The sequence below is a fragment of the Rhodobacter aestuarii genome (genome assembly GCF_900156655.1).
Taxonomy (GTDB): Bacteria; Pseudomonadota; Alphaproteobacteria; order Rhodobacterales; family Rhodobacteraceae; genus Rhodobacter; species Rhodobacter aestuarii.
Genome location: NZ_FTOG01000004.1, coordinates 150055 through 166794 on the forward strand (window position 1 = coordinate 150055; position 16740 = coordinate 166794).

16 protein-coding genes are annotated in these 16740 nt (G+C 61.7%); 5 read left to right on the top strand and 11 right to left on the bottom strand.

The annotated features are described in order from the left end of the window. Positions 1-41 precede the first annotated feature (41 nt). Positions 42-2309 (top strand): NADP-dependent malic enzyme, encoded by a 2268-nt coding sequence (locus BW967_RS07265; protein ID WP_076484397.1) that lies wholly within the window; start codon positions 42-44, stop codon positions 2307-2309. Between the two features lie 54 nt (positions 2310-2363). After that, positions 2364-3245: a ribokinase gene (locus BW967_RS07270; RefSeq protein ID WP_076484398.1), complete on the top strand. Its 882-nt coding sequence runs from the start codon at positions 2364-2366 to the stop codon at positions 3243-3245. Between the two features lie 38 nt (positions 3246-3283). On the opposite strand, the gene phoB is transcribed toward BW967_RS07270, so the two are convergent. The 11 genes from phoB to tsaD form a co-directional block, all read right to left on the bottom strand. Next, entirely contained in the window at positions 3284-3976 is a 693-nt protein-coding gene (gene phoB / locus BW967_RS07275) for a phosphate regulon transcriptional regulator PhoB (protein ID WP_076484399.1), read from the bottom strand. A 3-nt stretch (positions 3977-3979) separates the two neighbouring features. Further along, positions 3980-4690, bottom strand: coding sequence for a phosphate signaling complex protein PhoU (phoU, locus tag BW967_RS07280; protein ID WP_076484400.1), 711 nt, complete (start codon positions 4688-4690; stop codon positions 3980-3982). Between the two features lie 10 nt (positions 4691-4700). Next, entirely contained in the window at positions 4701-5498 is a 798-nt protein-coding gene (gene pstB, locus BW967_RS07285; protein ID WP_076484401.1) for a phosphate ABC transporter ATP-binding protein PstB, read from the bottom strand. 10 nt (positions 5499-5508) lie between these two features. After that, positions 5509-6846 carry a phosphate ABC transporter permease PstA gene (pstA, locus tag BW967_RS07290; protein ID WP_076484402.1) on the bottom strand — a complete coding sequence of 446 codons (1338 nt, stop codon included), beginning with the start codon at positions 6844-6846 and terminating at the stop codon, positions 5509-5511. Next, positions 6843-8288, bottom strand: a complete 1446-nt coding sequence (pstC, locus tag BW967_RS07295) for a phosphate ABC transporter permease subunit PstC (protein ID WP_076484403.1) — start codon at positions 8286-8288, stop codon at positions 6843-6845. The genes pstA and pstC overlap by 4 nt, the downstream gene beginning before the upstream one ends. A 59-nt stretch (positions 8289-8347) precedes the next feature. Next, complete coding sequence (locus tag BW967_RS07300; protein ID WP_076484404.1) at positions 8348-9382, bottom strand: substrate-binding domain-containing protein; 1035 nt, start codon at positions 9380-9382, stop codon at positions 8348-8350. A 119-nt stretch (positions 9383-9501) separates the two neighbouring features. Continuing rightward, positions 9502-10161: a sirohydrochlorin chelatase gene (locus tag BW967_RS07305; RefSeq protein WP_076484405.1), complete on the bottom strand. Its 660-nt coding sequence runs from the start codon at positions 10159-10161 to the stop codon at positions 9502-9504. A 250-nt stretch (positions 10162-10411) separates the two neighbouring features. After that, a complete protein-coding gene (locus BW967_RS07310; RefSeq protein WP_076484406.1) occupies positions 10412-10831 on the bottom strand; it encodes an EVE domain-containing protein in 420 nt (139 codons plus the stop codon). After that, complete coding sequence (locus BW967_RS07315; RefSeq protein ID WP_076484407.1) at positions 10831-11100, bottom strand: YciI family protein; 270 nt, start codon at positions 11098-11100, stop codon at positions 10831-10833. The genes BW967_RS07310 and BW967_RS07315 overlap by 1 nt, the downstream gene beginning before the upstream one ends. A gap of 1 nt (position 11101) precedes the next feature. Beyond that, entirely contained in the window at positions 11102-12058 is a 957-nt protein-coding gene (locus tag BW967_RS07320) for an NAD(P)H-dependent glycerol-3-phosphate dehydrogenase (RefSeq protein ID WP_076484408.1), read from the bottom strand. Next, positions 12055-13149, bottom strand: a complete 1095-nt coding sequence (gene tsaD, locus BW967_RS07325; RefSeq protein ID WP_076484409.1) for a tRNA (adenosine(37)-N6)-threonylcarbamoyltransferase complex transferase subunit TsaD — start codon at positions 13147-13149, stop codon at positions 12055-12057. The genes BW967_RS07320 and tsaD overlap by 4 nt, the downstream gene beginning before the upstream one ends. 69 nt (positions 13150-13218) lie before the next feature. On the opposite strand from tsaD, the gene BW967_RS07330 reads away from it, so the two are divergent. The 3 genes from BW967_RS07330 to BW967_RS07340 all read left to right on the top strand — a co-directional run bounded on the left by BW967_RS07330 (position 13219) and on the right by BW967_RS07340 (position 16707). Then, positions 13219-13941, top strand: a complete 723-nt coding sequence (locus tag BW967_RS07330; protein ID WP_076484410.1) for a uroporphyrinogen-III synthase — start codon at positions 13219-13221, stop codon at positions 13939-13941. Between the two features lie 75 nt (positions 13942-14016). Next, the gene (locus BW967_RS07335) at positions 14017-15258 is read left to right on the top strand and encodes a hypothetical protein (RefSeq protein ID WP_076484411.1); all 1242 of its coding nucleotides are present in this window, start codon (positions 14017-14019) and stop codon (positions 15256-15258) included. Between the two features lie 9 nt (positions 15259-15267). Next, entirely contained in the window at positions 15268-16707 is a 1440-nt protein-coding gene (locus BW967_RS07340; protein ID WP_076484412.1) for a heme biosynthesis protein HemY, read from the top strand. Positions 16708-16740: the final 33 nt, after the last annotated feature.

Below are 16740 nucleotides of genomic sequence, written 5' to 3' on the forward strand. Positions count from 1 at the left end.
AGGGGTTTAAGGAAAGGGCGCCCACTGGAGGAGTTTGGCCCATGTCCACCAAGAACCGCGTCACGCCTGAAGAGGCGCTGGCCTATCACCTCGATCCGACCCCGGGGAAATATGAGATCGTCGCCTCTAAGCCGATGACCACCCAACGGGATCTGAGCTTGGCTTATTCGCCAGGGGTTGCGGTACCGGTGGAAGCGATCGCAGAGCGGCCCGAAACCGCCTATGACTACACGGTCAAAGGCAACATGGTGGCGGTGATCTCAAACGGCACAGCCATTTTGGGCTTGGGCAATTTGGGCGCGCTGGCCTCTAAGCCGGTGATGGAGGGCAAGGCGGTGCTGTTCAAGCGCTTTGCCGATGTGAACGCCATCGATATTGAGCTTGATACCACCGATCCCGATGAAATCATCAAGGCGGTGAGCCTGATGGGGCCGACCTTCGGCGGGATCAACCTTGAAGATATCAAGGCGCCTGAATGTTTTATCATTGAGCAGCGGCTCAAAGAGATCATGGATATTCCGGTCTTCCATGATGACCAGCACGGCACGGCGGTGATTTGTGCGGCGGGTCTGATCAACGCGCTCGAACTGTCTGGCAAGAAGATTGAAGACTGTAAGATCGTGCTCAACGGCGCGGGCGCGGCGGGGATTGCTTGCCTTGAGCTTGTGAAGGCGATGGGCGCGCGGCATGACAACTGCATCATGTGCGACACCAAGGGCGTGATCTACCAAGGCCGTACCGAGGGCATGAACCAATGGAAATCGGCCCATGCCGCCAAAACCGAGGCGCGCACGCTGGAAGATGCGATGAAGGGCTGTGACGTGTTCTTGGGCGTTTCGGCCAAAGGCGCGCTGACGCCCGATATGGTTTCGACCATGGCCGACAATCCGGTGATTTTCGCCATGGCGAACCCGGACCCGGAGATCACCCCCGAAGATGCCCATGCGGTGCGCCCCGATGCGATTGTGGCCACGGGCCGCTCGGACTACCCGAACCAGGTGAACAACGTTTTGGGCTTCCCCTACTTGTTCCGTGGGGCGCTGGATATTCATGCCCGCGCGATCAATGACGATATGAAAATCGCCTGCGCCAAGGCGTTGGCCAATCTGGCGCGCGAAGACGTGCCCGATGAGGTGGCAATGGCCTATGGCCGCAAGCTGACCTTTGGCCGCGACTACATCATCCCGACGCCATTTGACCCGCGTTTGATCCATGTGATCCCGCCGGCTGTGGCGAAAGCCGGGATGGATACCGGCGTGGCGCGCCGCCCGATCATTGATATGGACGGCTATGCCGAAAGCCTGAAAGCACGGATGGACCCGACAGCGGCCATCTTGCAAGGGATCAACGCGCGCGCCCGTCAGGCGCAGGCGCGGATGATCTTTGCCGAGGGCGATGACCCGCGAGTGCTGCGTGCGGCGGTAGCTTACCAGCGCGGTGGCATGGGCACCGCGCTTGTTGTGGGCCGCGAGGCGCATGTGAAAGAGCAGCTTGAAGCTGCCGGGATCGGCGATGCCTACCGCGAATTGCAAATCGTCAACTCGGCCAATTGCAAGCATATCGAGACCTATAAAGACTTCCTCTACCGCCGCCTGCAACGCCAAGGGATGGACCGCGAAGACGCGCATAAGTTGGCCACGCGTGACCGCCATGTCTTTGCCGCGCTGATGCTGGTGCATGGCCATGGGGATGGGATGATCACCGGGGCCACGCGCAAATCGGCGCATGTGCTTGAGCTGATCAACAAGGTGATCGACGCCAAACCTTCCGATGGGGCGGTGGGGATCACGGCGCTCTTGCACAAGGGCAAGGTCGTGCTGATCGGCGATACGCTGGTGCATGAATGGCCCGATGAGCATGATCTGGCCGATATCGCCACGGCGGGCGCGCGGGTTGCGCGGGGCCTTGGGATCGAGCCGCGGGTGGCCTTTGCCTCGTTCTCGACCTTTGGCTACCCCGTGTCTGAGCGCGCGATGAAAATGCACGTTGCGCCGCAGGTGCTTGATGAGCGTGGGGTCGATTTCGAATATGATGGCGAGATGGCTGTCGATGTCGCCCTGAACCCCGAGATGATGAAGCACTATCCGTTTTGCCGCCTGACCGGGCCGGCCAACGTGCTGGTGGTGCCCGCGCGGCACTCTGCTTCGATCTCGGTCAAGCTGATGCAGGAAATGGCGGGCGCGACCGTGATCGGCCCAATTTTGACCGGCATCCCGCATTCGGTGCAAATCTGCTCGAACCGGGCGACGGTCAACGATATCCTGCATATGGCCGCGCTGTCGGCCAGCCGTCTGGGCCAGACGCGCTAAAATTGCTACCGGGTCAGGGCGCCCCTTGGCCCGGAATTTCCGTGAGGGGGTGCCATGACCATCTTCAACCTCGGCTCCATCAATGCCGATCATTTCTATCGTTTGTCGCATCTGCTGAGCCCGGGGGAAACCTTGGCTGCCAGCGCTTATGACCGGGGCTTGGGCGGCAAGGGGGCCAACCAATCGGTGGCCGCTGCCCGCGCCGGGGCCGATGTGCGCCATATCGGCGCGATTGGGGCCGATGGCCGCTGGATGCGCGAGGAATTGCGCCTTGATGGGGTCGATTGCACCCATGTCGCCGAGGTGGAAACCGCCTCGGGCCATGCGATCATCAATGTCGATGCGGCGGGTGAAAACACCATCGTGATCTTTGCCGGCGCGAACCGGGCGATTCCGGTCACTGCGTTGGAGGCCGCGCTCTCGGATGCGGCGCCGGGCGATTATATCTTGATGCAAAACGAGACCTGCTTGCAGGTGGAAGCCGTGGAACTGGCACGCCACAAGGGGGTGTTTGTCGCCTATTCCGCCGCGCCGTTTGAGGCAAAAGCGGTGAGCGCTGTGCTGGATAAACTCGACCTTCTGCTGCTAAACGCAGTCGAAGCGGCGCAGTTGTGCGAGGCATTAGACACGCGGCTTGAGGCGCTGCCGGTCAAGGCCGTCTGCGTGACCCACGGCGCCAAAGGCGCGGTTTGGCACGATTTGATTGATGGCACCAAGCATGACCAGCCCGCCTTCAAGGTGGAGCCGGTCGATACCACGGCGGCGGGAGATACTTTTGCGGGCTATCTTGTGGCCGGGCTGGCCGATGGGTTGAAGCCCGCGCAGGCGATGCGGCTTGCGGCGGCGGCTTCGGCAGTGAAGGTCACGCGCGCCGGTACGGCAGCCGCAATCCCAAAGCGCGGTGAGGTGGATGCTTTCTTGACCGCGCAGGGCTGATGCAAAATCTGCGCTATGGCTATGCCTTGGGCTGAGAGTCAGCCCAAGGAGTAACCAGTGCCGCGCACGGTGCGCACCGGATCGGTGCCGCCGTTGACCATAAGCGCTTTGCGCAACCGGCCCACATGCACGTCAATCGTGCGGGTGTCGACATAGATGTCGCGCCCCCAGACCCGGTCCAAAAGCTGGTCGCGGGTCCAAACCCGGCCGGGCTTTTCCATCAGCGTAGACAGCAGCCGGAATTCGGTCGGGCCAAGTTTGAGCGGCGCGCCATCGCGGAACACGCGATGTTCGGCGGCGTCCAAGATGATATCATCATAGGTGAGCCGTTCGCCCATCGTGGCGGGGCGGGTGCGGCGCAGTTGCGTGCGCAGCCGCGCCATCAACTCCACCACCGAATAGGGTTTCACGACGTAATCATCGGCCCCGGTTTCCAGCCCGCGCACCCGGTCGCTTTCTTCCGAACGCGCCGAAAGCATGATGATCGGGATCGCACGGGTATCGGGGTTCGCCTTCACGCGACGGCAGATTTCGATGCCCGAGACATTGGGCAGCATCCAATCAAGAACGATCAGGTCGGGCTTTTCCTCGCGCACGAGCAAAAGTGCCTCATCGCCATTGACGGCCATTGCCACCCGGAACCCTTCGGCTTCGAGGTTATATTGCAAAACCTCCCGTTGGGCCGATTCGTCTTCCACCACCAAAACACAGGGCTGTTGCGCCGGACTCATAAATTAACTCTCCCCGGGAACGAAATCAGTCACGCTATCGGCCTTGGGCCGCGCATCATCGGGCATTTCGCCGGTCACAAGATAGGTCACTTGCTCGGCAATCGAGGTGCACAGATCGCCCATCCGCTCGATGTTTTTGGCGATGAAATGCAAATGCATGCAGGGCGTGATGTTGCGCGGATCTTCCATCATATAGGTCAGAAACTCGCGGAAGAGCGCGTTATACATTTGGTCGATCTGCACATCGCGGGCGCGCACATCGGCGGCCAAATTGGCATCGCGCTGGATGAAGCTGTCGATGGCATCTTTGAGCATGCCTTCCACTTCCACCGCCATCCGCTTGATCGCACCGGAAGAGGCATTGATCGTGGGCATTTCGGCAATGACTTTGGTGCGCTTGCCCATGTTCTTGGCATAATCGCCCACGCGCTCAAGGCTGCCGGCGATTTTAATCACGCTCAGCGCCACGCGCAGGTCGGTGGCATGGGGCGCGCGCAAAGCAATCAGCCGCGCGGCTTCGGTGTTGATCATCTCTTCAAGCTGATCAACCAGCTTGTCGCGTTGCCGGACCTGCTCGGCCAGTTCTTCGTCGCGGTCTTCCAGCGCTTGCGCGGCGTCGAGCACCTGACTTTCGACAAGGCCCCCCATCTTGACGACCATCGCCTGCGCGGCCTCAAGGTCGCGGTCGAAGGATGAAACGATATGCTGGCTCATTGTGAAGTCCTTAACCGATGCGGCCGGTAATATAGCTTTCCGTGCGGGGATCGCGCGGATTGGTGAAGATTTGCCCGGTCTCGCCGAATTCGACAAGGTTTCCGAGGTGGAAGAAAGCCGTGCGTTGCGAAACGCGGGCGGCTTGCTGCATCGAGTGGGTCACGATGACGACCGAGAAGTTTTCGCGCAATTCGTCGATCAGTTCTTCGACCTGGGCGGTCGCAATCGGGTCAAGCGCCGAGCAGGGCTCGTCCATGAGCAGAACTTCGGGCGAGGTGGCTACGGCGCGCGCAATGCAAAGACGCTGTTGCTGGCCGCCCGAAAGGCCGGTGCCCGGCGCATCGAGCCGGTCTTTGACCTCGTTCCAAAGCGCCGCTTTACGAAGCGAGGCTTCGACGACTTCATCCAACTCGGCTTTGTTCTTCACTTGGCCGTGGATTTTCGGGCCGTAAGCCACGTTGTCGTAGATCGATTTCGGGAACGGGTTCGGCTTTTGGAACACCATGCCAACGCGGGCGCGCAATTGCACCGGATCGACCTTTTTGTTGTAGATGTCTTCGCCATCCAGAAGGATATCGCCCTCAACCCGGCAGATGTCGATCGTGTCATTCATCCGGTTGATGCAGCGCAGGAAGGTGGATTTCCCGCAGCCCGAGGGGCCGATGAAGGCGGTGACCGTTTTGTCGAGAATGTCCACATCGACATCCTTGATCGCGTGGGTCGTGCCGTAGAACACCTGCACCTTGCGGGCGGCAATCTTGATATCGTTGGCGTTCACGGTTCTCTCCGTCAATCTCATGTCGTTCATCGTCATATCCTTACCAGCGCCGTTCGAAGCGGCGACGCAGAAGCACCGCGAGGATGTTCATCGCCAGCAGGAAGACCAGCAGCACGATGATAGCTCCCGACGCGCGTTCGATAAATGCGGGGTCGGAGCGTTGCGTGAAGTTATAGACCTGCACCGGAAGCGCGGCGGCCGGGTCAAGGAACCCTTCGGGCGGCGCGGCCGGATATTCTTTCACAAAGGCCACCATGCCAATGAGCAATAGCGGCGCAGTTTCGCCCAAGGCTTGGGCCAAGCCGATGATCGTGCCGGTCAGAATGCCGGGGAGGGCAAGCGGCAGCAGATGGTGGAAGATGGTTTGCATCTTCGAGGCCCCCACGCCAAGTGCGGCATCTTTGATCGAGGGCGGCACGGCTTTGAGTGCGGCACGGGTCGCAATGATGATCGTCGGCAGGGTCATCAGCGTGAGCACGAGGCCCCCGACCAGCGGCGAGGATTGCGGCAGACCCGCGTAGTTGATGAAGACCGCAAGACCCAGAATACCGAAGACGATCGAAGGCACGGCGGCGAGGTTCGCGATATTCACCTCGATCAGGTCGGTGAAGCGGTTTTGCGGCGCGAATTCTTCCAGATAGATCGAGGCGGCCACGCCAATCGGCAGAGCCAAGGCCAGCACGATCAGCATCATATAGGCCGAGCCCAAGATCGCCACGCCAAGACCCGCCGATTCGGGCCGCAGTTCCGAGGCATCGGGGTTGGTGATGAAGGCCCAGTTGAAGGCGAGCCGCAGCATTCCGGCATCGCGTAGCGCTTGGGCAAGCTCAAGTTGCGCGGGGCTGACGTTGCTATCAAGCGCGGCGCTTTCCATCGTTACGCGGCCTTTGAAAAACCCGTCGATCCGGCCATTGGCGAGCACGTTAAACTCGATCGTCGTGCCAATAAGATCGGGGTTCGCCAGAACCATGTCACGCAGCGCGGCGGGGGCCTCTTTGGAGATCAGCGAGCCGATTTCCTTGGCTTTCATGCCTTCCGGCGCCAGACCCTTTTCCGCTACCACGGCTTCCAGCGCTTGGGCCAGAACTTTGCCATAGGTGATGGTGGTGGCTTTCGCCATTTCATCGGGATTGCGGTTGCCCTTTTTATCGAGCACCGCCGCATCAAGCGTAACGGGCAGCGTCATCATCGTTTGACGGAATGACCCAAGGCCCGAGCCCAGAACCGAGGTGAGCAGCACAATAAGCGCCAGAACCCCAAGGGTCACAGCGGTGATGCCATAGATACGGAAACGCTTTTCAGCGGCATTGCGCGCCTTGGTGCGGGCGTCTTGCGTGTAAAGCGAGGGGCGGTGGTGAGACATGTCGGCCAGCGTCATTCGTATTGCTCGCGATATTTGCGCACGATCACCAGTGCGACGATGTTCAAGATCAGCGTGAAGACAAAGAGCGTCAGGCCAAGGGCAAAGGCCACCAGCGTCTCGGGCGAGGCAAATTCTGTATCGCCGGTGAGCTGGGAGACGATTTTCACCGTCACTGTGGTCATCGCTTCAAACGGGTTCATCGAGAGTTTGGCGGCAGCGCCTGCGCCGAGCACCACGATCATCGTTTCCCCGATGGCGCGCGAGGCGGCGAGCAGGATCGCGCCGACAATGCCCGGCAGGGCGGCGGGCAAGATCACCTGTTTGACGGTTTCCGATTGCGTTGCCCCAAGGCCGTAGGAGCCATCGCGCAAGGACTGCGGCACCGCGTTGATGATGTCATCCGACAGCGAGGAGACGAAGGGGATGATCATGATCCCCATCACCAGACCCGCGGTCATCACCGAGGAGGAAGAGGTGCCAAGGCCAAGCGGTTGCGCGAAGTAATCGCGCAGCATTGGGCCGACGGTGATCAGCGCGAAAAGACCGTAAACGATGGTCGGGATCCCGGCGAGGATTTCCAAAAGCGGCTTGGCGATGGCGCGCAGTTTCTTGGAGGCATATTCGGCAAGGTAGATCGCTGCGAACAGGCCGATTGGCACGGCAACGGCAAGCGCGATCAGCGAGACATAAAGCGTGCCCCAAATCAGCGGCCAGATGCCCAGATCGGACCCGCCGCCAAATTGCGGGTTCCATGTCAGCGACAGGAAGAAATCAGCCGCCGGGTAGATTTTGAAGAAATGCACCGTCTCAAAGACGAGCGAGAGAACGATCCCCACCGTGGTCGCGATCGCGACGAGCGAGGCGGCGATCAGCAGCACTTTGACAAAGGATTCCGAAACGTTGCGGGCACGGAATTCCGGCTGGATGCGTAAGAACGCCGACGCAAAACCGGCGAGCGCCACCGCCAGAACCGCCACCGTCATGCCAATGCGGCCCATGTGGTTGAGGCTGCGATAGCTTTTTGCGGCTTCAAAAACGGTGGGCTTCACATTGGAGCCGAGCGCGATGCCAACATCGCCCATGCGCGAGCGGATATCGCTCAGATCAGCACGCATGTCGGAAATGGCTTTGTTGCTCAAATAACCTTGCGCGACGATCAGATCGAGCCCTTCGGCGATCTTGCGCACATCGGTCATAACAAGGTCGAGGTGTTCTTCGCCGGGTAGCAGTTTCGCCACGCGGGTTTCGATTAGGGCGGGCTGGGCAAAGAGCCAAACCGCCATCAGCACAAAGGCGGGCACGGCGGTGAACAGCGCCACCGTCTGGCCGTAGTAGCCGGGAAGAGAATGAAGCTTGCGCAGATCGCCCTTGGCCGAGCTCAGCGCGCGCTGGCGTCCGAGAATGAAGCCGCCGATGGCGAGAACAAGCACAAGCGCCGCAAGAAGGCCGAGAGTCATGGGACGATCCAGAAATGGGAAGGGTGGCGCCCTGAGGCACCACCCGGGAGGATTATAGCTTAGTTCAGCGGGCCCATCGGGGTGCCAGCAGCGACCATTTCTTGGGTCGCGGCCAGTTCCGGGTCCGACACGAGGCCATAGGCGGCCAGCGGGCCTTCCGGGCCAGCCATTTCGTCGGAGACGAAGAAGTCGATGTATTCTTGCAGGCCCGGGATCACGCCGAGGTGCGCTTTCTTCACGTAGAAGAACAGCGGACGCGAGACCGGATATTCGCCGGTGGCGATCGATTCGGTCGAGGGAACCACGCCCGACATGGTCGCGACGCGCAGCTTGTCGGTGTTGTTTTGGTAGAACGACAGGCCGAAGACGCCGATCGCGTTCGGGTTGGCGTCGAGACGCGAGAGGGTCTCGGTGTAGTCGCCGTCGATGTCGACCGAAACGCCGTCGGTGCGCAGCGCGAGGCAGGCTTTCTCACCGTCTTTTTCGCCTTTGGCGGCGACGAAGGCTTCCATCGCGCCGGTGGCTTCACAGCCAGCTTCCAGCACTTTGATGTCGAACACTTCGCGGGTGCCGTGTTTGGTGCCCGGGATGAAGGCGAGGATGTCTTGTTCCGGCAGTTCGGCGTTCACGTCGTGCCAGGTTTTGTTCGGGTTGGCGACGAGCGCACCGTCCACCATCACTTCGGCGGCCAGAGCATTGTACCAGTCGGAGGGGGTGAAGGCGAATTCCGGGCCGTCGATTTTCGAGGCGAAAACGATCCCGTCGTAGCCGATGCGGACTTCCATGATTTCTTCCACGCCGTTGGCGGCGCAGGTGTCGATGTCCGATTGTTTGATGCGCGAGGAGGAGTTCGCGATGTCGATGGTGTTTTCGCCCACGCCTTCGCAAAGTTTCTTACGGCCAGCGCCCGAGCCGCCGCCTTCCACGACCGGGGTCGGGAAGTCGAAGTTTTCGCCGAAAGCTTCGGCGACGATGGTCGCGTAGGGCAGAACGGTCGAAGAACCGGCCGATTGGATCTGGTCGCGGGCCAGAGCGCCCGAGGTCGAAGCCGCCAGAATGGCCAGCGCCGAAACGCCAAATTTCGCGGTGTTCATGGATCTCTCCTGAAAATCGTTGCGGGCGTTTTTGCCCTCGGCGCCCGTCCTAGGCTCGGGTCGTGACGCTTATGCAAAAGTTGTATGACAGTTACATGACAGCCTGACGGCAGGGCGTGTCACTTTGCCCGCAGGCTTTCCGCTATAAGTGCGGGCACATCTTCTAACTCGCCTAATGCGGGTAGAAGCGTGCCGCTAAAGCCAGCTTCTTCAAGGGCTTGCGGAACATCTTGTGCGACATGCCCGCCGCGTAGCACGAACAAAGGCAGGCAGGTGGCGGCGCGATAATGTGCGGCGACCTCACGCAGGTGGGGCATCTCTTCCAAGAACGCGAGTCGCAAATGTTGCTTTGGCAGACGGGGGGCAAGTGTGCGGGCCAGTTCGACGGTCATATCGTGCGAGCTGCGCGAAACCTGCGAGCCATGCGCCACCAAGATCACCTCTGGCCCCGCGTCTTTGAGCGTTTGCACAATCAAATCGGGTAAGGCGGGTTCGCGCCCGAAAGGCGGTAGAATCTCTGCGCTATGGCCGAGTTCTGCCAAGCGGCGCGGCAATTGCACCTTGGTGAACCAGCCCTCTGCCATGAAAAACGGATAGATCAGCGCGTCGGGTTGGGCGGCCACCGCTTCGCGCAGCGCACCCGTGCAGGCCAAAGTGGCCGCGCCCACCTTTGTATCAGGCAAAAGCGCTTCGACCTTTGTTGCCAAAGTCTCCAGCGCGGCTTGCGCGGGTTCAGGATCAGAGGGGAAGCCGTGGGCGACGATCAGCACATTTCTCATGCGCGCAAGCCTAGCGCGGCGGGGCTGTGCGGCAAGGGCTGGGCGAATTGGTTAATGAAATATGACGCCAAGTCATTGGAATTACGTCATATTGTTTGCACTGTTTGGTTGCGGAGAATCATGCTTTCCCCTAGAAACGACTTACCGGCCAGGACGGCCAGAACCCAATAGACAGTTTCACGTGTGGTGCGTAGGGGAGCACGTGGGGTGAGGAGGGTCCTGGTAGGGGTGCCGGGACCCTCCTATTTATTTAGGGGTCGATTTCCCCAAGTTCGCAGACGATCTTCCACTCTTCTTCCGTGACCGGCTGCACCGACAGCCGCATCGAGGTCACGAGCGCCATTTCCGACAGGCGCGGATCGCCCTTGACCTCTGCCAAGGTCACTGGGCGTTTGAGCGGGCGCACCGCGCGAATATCCACACAATCCCAACGCGGGTCATCGGTGGTGGAATCTTGGTGGCTCAGCGCGCAAACCTCGACAATGCCGACGATCTCTTTGCCGATGTTGGAATGGTAGAAGAATCCCTGATCGCCGATCTGCATTGCGCGCATGTTGTTGCGAGCAAGGTAGTTGCGCACGCCGTTCCATTCTTCGCCCACGTCCCCCTTGGCGACCTGCATGTCCCACGACCAGACATTGGGCTCGGATTTAAAGAGCCATTTCGCCATCAGCCGATCACCTTTTTCCATTCCTGCACGGTGACGCTGTCAAACAGGCCAGCGGCGGCATAGGGGTCGCCCGCCGCCCAGTTTTGCGCGGCTTCAAGGCTTTCGCAGTCTAAAATCACCAGCGAACCGCACATTTGCCCGCCTTCAAGGAACGGCCCGGCCATCGCCACGATCCCGGTTTCCTCGATATAGGCCAGATGTGCGGCGCGGGTGTCGAGCCGGGTTTGCAGCGCACCGGCTTTGTCGCGGCAGATTACGGCGTAAAGCATGTCATTCCTCCTTGAGCGGACGCGAGAGCAACGCCGCAGCGGCGTCGGAAACAGAAAGGTCTTTGGCCACCAGCGCGGCGACCATGGCGGTGATGGGCAAATCCACCCCGTGGCGTTGGCCCAGTTGCACGGCGGCGCGCGCGGTGGCCGCGCCTTCAACCGTGGTGGCGGGGTCGAAATCTTCGCCTTTGCCGAGCGCGAGACCAAAACGGAAATTGCGTGATTGCGCCGAGGTGCAAGTGAGCACCAGATCGCCAAAGCCCGAAAGACCATCCAGCGTTTCGGGGCGCGCGCCAAGCTTGAGCGCGAGCCGCCCCATTTCGGCAAAGCCCCGCGTCATCAGCGCCGCGCGGGCCGAGTCGCCCAGTTGCGCGCCAATCACCACGCCTGCGGCAATGGCGATCACGTTTTTCAGCGCGCCGCCCAGTTCGGCGCCAATCGTATCGGTGGTGCGATAGATGCGCAGCGTTGGGGTGGAAAGCTGTGCTTGCAGCGCGCTGGCATCTTCGCGCGTGGCAAGCGTTAGTGCGGTGGGCAGGCCGCGCGCAATATCGGCGGCGAAACTCGGCCCCGTCAGAACGGCGGCGGTGGCTTTGGGGCAGGCGGCCTCAATCACCTCAATCGGGCCGTTGCCGGTGGCCAAGTCGATGCCTTTCGAACAAGAGATCAGTGTTTTGCCATCGAGCCGCGCGGCATGGCTGGCCAAAAAGCCGCCCATTTGCTGCATCGGCATGGCGAGCAGCACGATATCCACCCCGTCCACGCAGGCAATGTCAGAGGTGACCGAAAGCCGCTGCGGAAAATGCGCATCGGGCAAGCGGCGGGCGTTGCAGCGGCTTTGCTGCATGTCTTCGGCATGCGCGGTATCGCGCGCCCAAAGCACCACCTCGCCAATCTGTGCGAGGGTGATTGCCAGCGCCGTGCCAAAGGCCCCCGCGCCTAAAACCGCAATGCTCATGCTTTTGCCCCCTTTTTACCCGATCCGAGCATTGTGGGCGCGGTTGCGTCAAGCGGCCAGCGTGGCCGCGGCACCAAATCGGCAGCGGTCGCCGTGCCTGCGCGGAACCGTTCGATCCCGGCATAGGCGATCATCGCGGCATTATCGGTGCAGAGTTTCAAAGGCGGCGCGGTGAAGCGTACGCCCATCTCGGCACATACGCTTTCCAGCTTCGCGCGGATGGTTTGGTTCGCCGCGACGCCCCCCGCCACGGCCAGCGCAGGCTCTGCGGGGGCGTCTTCAAGATAGGTTTTCAGTGCGCGGCGGGTCTTTTCGGCCAGCACATCGGCCACGGCCTGCTGAAAGCTCGCGCACATATCGGCGCGGGTTTGGCGATAAAGCCCGCCATGCGCGGCCACCTCTGCATCGCGGGCGCGTAGCAGCGCGGTTTTCAGGCCCGAGAATGACATATCGCAGCCGGGCCGATCCAAAAGCGGGCGCGGGAAGGGGAAGGCTTTGGGGTTGCCGTTTTTTGCCTCCGCTTCGACCACCGGGCCGCCGGGTTGCGGCAGGCCTAGAAGCTTCGCCGTTTTGTCAAAAGCCTCGCCCGGGGCGTCATCAATCGTGCCGCCAAGGCGTTGGAAGCTTTCCGGCCCGCGCGCGATCAGGAATTGGCAATGCCCACCGGAGACCAGCAGCATCAAATAAGGAAACGCCAGCCCATCGGTGAGGCGTGGCGTCAGCGCATGGCCCGCCAAATGGTTCACGCCGACAAGCGGCAGGCCAGCGCCAGCCGCAATGCCCCGCGCGCACATCACGCCTGACATCACCCCGCCAATCAGCCCTGGTCCGGCAGTGACGGCAATGCCATCCAGATCACCAAGCCCAAGGCCGGATTGGGCCAAAGCCTCTTCCACACAGCCATCGAGCTTTTCGGCATGGGCGCGGGCGGCAATTTCGGGGACAACGCCGCCAAAGGGCGCATGCAGCGCCACTTGCCCCGCCACGACCGAGGCCAGCACCTCGGCCCCCGCAGGGCCATGGCGCACAACCGCGGCGGCGGTATCGTCGCAACTCGATTCGATGCCGAGAAAGGTAAGCACTTTGGTCATGGGGTTTTGTTGCACAGGCCTTTCTTCGCAGGTAACACCGGGGAAGGCATCGCACAACCCGAGGCCCTTATGACCGATAGAAATGCCTTTCGCCCCCGGCTTTTGCTCACGCGCCCGCGCGCTGGATCCGAGCGTTTTGCGCGCCAGTTTCAGGCCCGGTTTGGGGCGGATTGGCCGATCACCATCGCGCCCTTGATCGAGATCGAGCCGACTGAGGCCGAATTGCCTGCGGCAAATGTACTCATCATTACCTCGGAACAGGCGATTGCGCCGGTGGTGAACGCCCCCGGCTGGGCGGGCAAACCAGTCTATTGCGTGGGGCCGCGCACTTCGGAAGTTTTGCGTCGCAATGGGTTTGAGGTGCTGGGCACCGCGCCCAATGCGCAGCAGCTTTTTGCGCTGATTTCGGCGGAACCCGATCCGGGGCCGATGCTGCATGCCCGAGGCAATGAAAGCGCCTTTCCCTTGGCGCAAAAACTCAACGCTGCTGGGCGAAACGTGCAAGAAGCCGTGGTCTATGCACAGGTGCCGCAGCCACCGAGCAAGGAGCTGCAAGAGCTTCTGGATCGGGCGCAACCCCTGCTGGTCCCGGTCTTTTCTCCCAACAGCGGACGGCTTTTTGCGGCCGCCGCCGAAGGCACCTATGCGCGGCTTCGGGTGGCGGCGATTTCCGAAGCGGCAGCGCAGGCTTGCAGCGGTTTGGCGCATACCGAGTTGCGGGTGGCGGCTAAGCCTTCGGCAGAGGGGCTAATAGACGCACTTGTCGCACTGATGCGAGACAGTTCCGGTTGAGCCCCGCGACGCCCGACCCTAGACTGCCCGCAATCGAAGAATAAGCGCGCACCGGCGCGGACTGGAGGATTGGCCATGGCGAAACCGGAATCTGACGAGACTGAACCCAACGCAGCCACCTCTGCTCAAGACCTTGAAATGCCAGAGAAAGAAACCGATCCGGCAGCCGAGGCGCTTGATGCGGCGGAGCAAGGCGGCATCGAAGAGGCGGAGGTTGTCGCCGAGACCGAGACTGTGACCGAATCACAGACCGAAGCCGAGGCGATTGCGGAAGCCATGGAAGCGGCGCCGGATCAGGAAGAAGCGGAAAAGGTCGAAGAGACGCCCGCTCCTGTTGCGGCGAAACCGGCAGCCCCGCCGCCGCCACGCAAAGGTCTTTCGGTGATCTTGGGCGGTGTGATCGCTGCGGCGATTGGCGCGGGGGCGACCGTCGCCGCTTTGCCGAACATGCCCGCCGATTTGCGCGAGAAAATTCTGCCCGCAGGTGGTGGCGCTGCCGAATTGCACGCCGCGCTGGATGCGCAGGCCAAGAAAATTGCTGCACTTGAAGCGGCGACCGCCCAACCTGCGGCGGGGGCGTCGGAAGTGGAGGCGTTGAAAGCGTCGCTTGAAGAGATGAGCGCCAAATTGGCCTCGCTCGAAAGTGGTGCAGCAGCGGCAGCCGCCGATCAGGTCGCGGCGCTTGAAGCTGAAATCGCCGCAATGAAAGAAGAAATGAAGAAATCGCCGATGTATGCGACGCAGCAGCAGCTTGATGCCGCGACCGCAGAGGCGAAGGCACGGATTGCCGAAGCTGAGGCCGAAGCCGCGAAGATGCGCGCTGAAACCGAGGCGGCGGCGCAGCGCGCTGTGCGCCAAGCGGCGGTGGCCCGTGTGGCGGCGGCTTTTGATGCCGGTGCCACGCTTATTGGCCCGGTGGCCGAAGTTGAGGCGGCGGGCATGACCGCCCCAGCCGCGTTGAAGGCCGAAGTGCCCACCGTGGGCGCCTTGCAAGAGGCTTTCCCGGAGGCGGCGCGTAAAGCGCTTGCCGTGGCGCGCACCACCGATGCGGGCGACAGCCTTGGCGAAAAGCTTGGCACCTTCTTGCTTGCGCAAACCGGAGCGCGGTCGCTGACCGCCCGCGAGGGCAATTCGCCTGATGCGGTGCTTTCGCGCGCCCAAGCCGCCGTGGATGCGGCGCAATTTGAGACGGCCGTGGCCGAACTGGCGGCTCTGCCCGAGGCAGCGCAGGCCCAAATGCAATCTTGGAAAGACATGGTCGCGCGTCGCGTTGCGGCGCAGGCCGCGCTTTCTGACCTGGCCCAATCCGTTCAGTGAGGTAATGCGATGCTCTGGTCTTTGTTGAAAGTCGCGCTGTTCCTGGCCGCTGTGGCCGGGCTCACCTTTGGCGCGGCGATGCTGTCTGACTCGGGCGAGGCGATTCGTATCGTCGCGCTGGGGCAGGAGTTCAACCTTGGTGCGCTGCAAGCCGCCATCTTGATCACCATCATCGTGGTGGTGCTGTGGGTTGTCTTCAAAATCGTTGGTTTCGTGGTGGCGTTCTTGCGCTTCGTGACCGGCGATGAAACGGCGATCAGCCGCTATTTCGACCGCAGCCGTGAGCGCAAAGGCTACCAAGCCTTGGCCGAGGGGATGTTGGCGATTGCTTCGGGGGAATCGCGTCTTGCGATGTCGCGCGCCGCTAAGGCGGAACGCTATCTGCGCCGTCCCGATCTGACCAACCTGCTCACCGCGCAGGCGGCGGAAATGAATGGCGACACGCGCCGGGCCGAACAGGTTTACCGTCGGATGCTGAACGATCAGCGCACCCGCTTTGTGGGGATTCGCGGCCTTCTGTCGCAAAAGCTGGGCGATGGGGATACCGATACCGCGCTGAAACTGGCGCAAAAGGCGTTTGCGCTGAACCCGAAGCACCCGGAAGTGCAAAACACGCTCTTCAAGCTGCAAACCGAATCGGGCGACTGGAAAGGCGCGCGCGACGTGCTGTTGGCCAAGATGCGTCAGGGCGAGATCCCGAAAGACGTGCACAAGCGCCGCGACGCCGTGCTGGCGCTGCAAGAAGCCAAAGTGGTGCTGGATCAGAACGCTTCGATCGAGGCGCGCGAGGCGGCGATTGCGGCCAACAAATCTTCGCCTGACCTGATTCCGGCGGCGGCGATGGCGGCAAAAGCCTATGCCGATCAAGGCAATGTCAAATCGGCAACGCGTGTGCTGCTTAAAGCGTGGGAAGCGCAACCGCACCCCGATCTGGCGGGTGTCTTTGCGTCGCTCGTGCCCTCGGAATCGGCGGTTGAACGGCTTGCGCGGTTCGAAAAGCTGTTGTCGCTGCGCCCCGACCATGAAGAAACCAAGCTGCTGCGGGCTGAGCTGTGCATCGCGGCAGAAGATTTCCCGGGGGCACGCCGTGCGCTGGGCAATTTGGCCGAAACCAACCCGACCGCGCGCACGTTGACCTTGATGGCGGCAATCGAACGCGGCGAGGGCGAAAGCGAAGATGTCGTGCGTGGCTGGCTGGCCCGTGCCGTCACTGCGCCGCGTGGCAAGCAATGGTGCTGCGACAAGTGCCAAAACATCCAAGCGGAATGGGGCCCGGTCTGCGACAATTGCGGCGGCTTCGATACGCTAAGCTGGCGTGAGCCGACCTCGGGCGGCATTCCGCTGCCCAATGGGGCTGAAATGCTGCCGCTGATCGTGGGCGCAGGCAAGCCGAAGGCGGAAGAAGCCTTTGACATTACGCCAGATGCCACAGCGGAAGGTGAAAAATAGGGCTACACATCCCTGCGATGGCGTGCTAGTTGC

What these genes read in the sequence shown, in the direction of transcription:
- BW967_RS07265 (WP_076484397.1), top strand. Translation starts at nt 42, where the DNA reads ATGTCCACCAAGAACCGCGTCACGCCTGAAGAGGCGCTGGCCTATCAC.
- BW967_RS07270 (WP_076484398.1), top strand. Translation starts at nt 2,364, where the DNA reads ATGACCATCTTCAACCTCGGCTCCATCAATGCCGATCATTTCTATCGT.
- phoB (WP_076484399.1), bottom strand. Translation starts at nt 3,976, where the DNA reads ATGAGTCCGGCGCAACAGCCCTGTGTTTTGGTGGTGGAAGACGAATCG.
- phoU (WP_076484400.1), bottom strand. Translation starts at nt 4,690, where the DNA reads ATGAGCCAGCATATCGTTTCATCCTTCGACCGCGACCTTGAGGCCGCG.
- pstB (WP_076484401.1), bottom strand. Translation starts at nt 5,498, where the DNA reads ATGAACGACATGAGATTGACGGAGAGAACCGTGAACGCCAACGATATC.
- pstA (WP_076484402.1), bottom strand. Translation starts at nt 6,846, where the DNA reads ATGACGCTGGCCGACATGTCTCACCACCGCCCCTCGCTTTACACGCAA.
- pstC (WP_076484403.1), bottom strand. Translation starts at nt 8,288, where the DNA reads ATGACTCTCGGCCTTCTTGCGGCGCTTGTGCTTGTTCTCGCCATCGGC.
- BW967_RS07300 (WP_076484404.1), bottom strand. Translation starts at nt 9,382, where the DNA reads ATGAACACCGCGAAATTTGGCGTTTCGGCGCTGGCCATTCTGGCGGCT.
- BW967_RS07305 (WP_076484405.1), bottom strand. Translation starts at nt 10,161, where the DNA reads ATGAGAAATGTGCTGATCGTCGCCCACGGCTTCCCCTCTGATCCTGAA.
- BW967_RS07310 (WP_076484406.1), bottom strand. Translation starts at nt 10,831, where the DNA reads ATGGCGAAATGGCTCTTTAAATCCGAGCCCAATGTCTGGTCGTGGGAC.
- BW967_RS07315 (WP_076484407.1), bottom strand. Translation starts at nt 11,100, where the DNA reads ATGCTTTACGCCGTAATCTGCCGCGACAAAGCCGGTGCGCTGCAAACC.
- BW967_RS07320 (WP_076484408.1), bottom strand. Translation starts at nt 12,058, where the DNA reads ATGAGCATTGCGGTTTTAGGCGCGGGGGCCTTTGGCACGGCGCTGGCA.
- tsaD (WP_076484409.1), bottom strand. Translation starts at nt 13,149, where the DNA reads ATGACCAAAGTGCTTACCTTTCTCGGCATCGAATCGAGTTGCGACGAT.
- BW967_RS07330 (WP_076484410.1), top strand. Translation starts at nt 13,219, where the DNA reads ATGACCGATAGAAATGCCTTTCGCCCCCGGCTTTTGCTCACGCGCCCG.
- BW967_RS07335 (WP_076484411.1), top strand. Translation starts at nt 14,017, where the DNA reads ATGGCGAAACCGGAATCTGACGAGACTGAACCCAACGCAGCCACCTCT.
- BW967_RS07340 (WP_076484412.1), top strand. Translation starts at nt 15,268, where the DNA reads ATGCTCTGGTCTTTGTTGAAAGTCGCGCTGTTCCTGGCCGCTGTGGCC.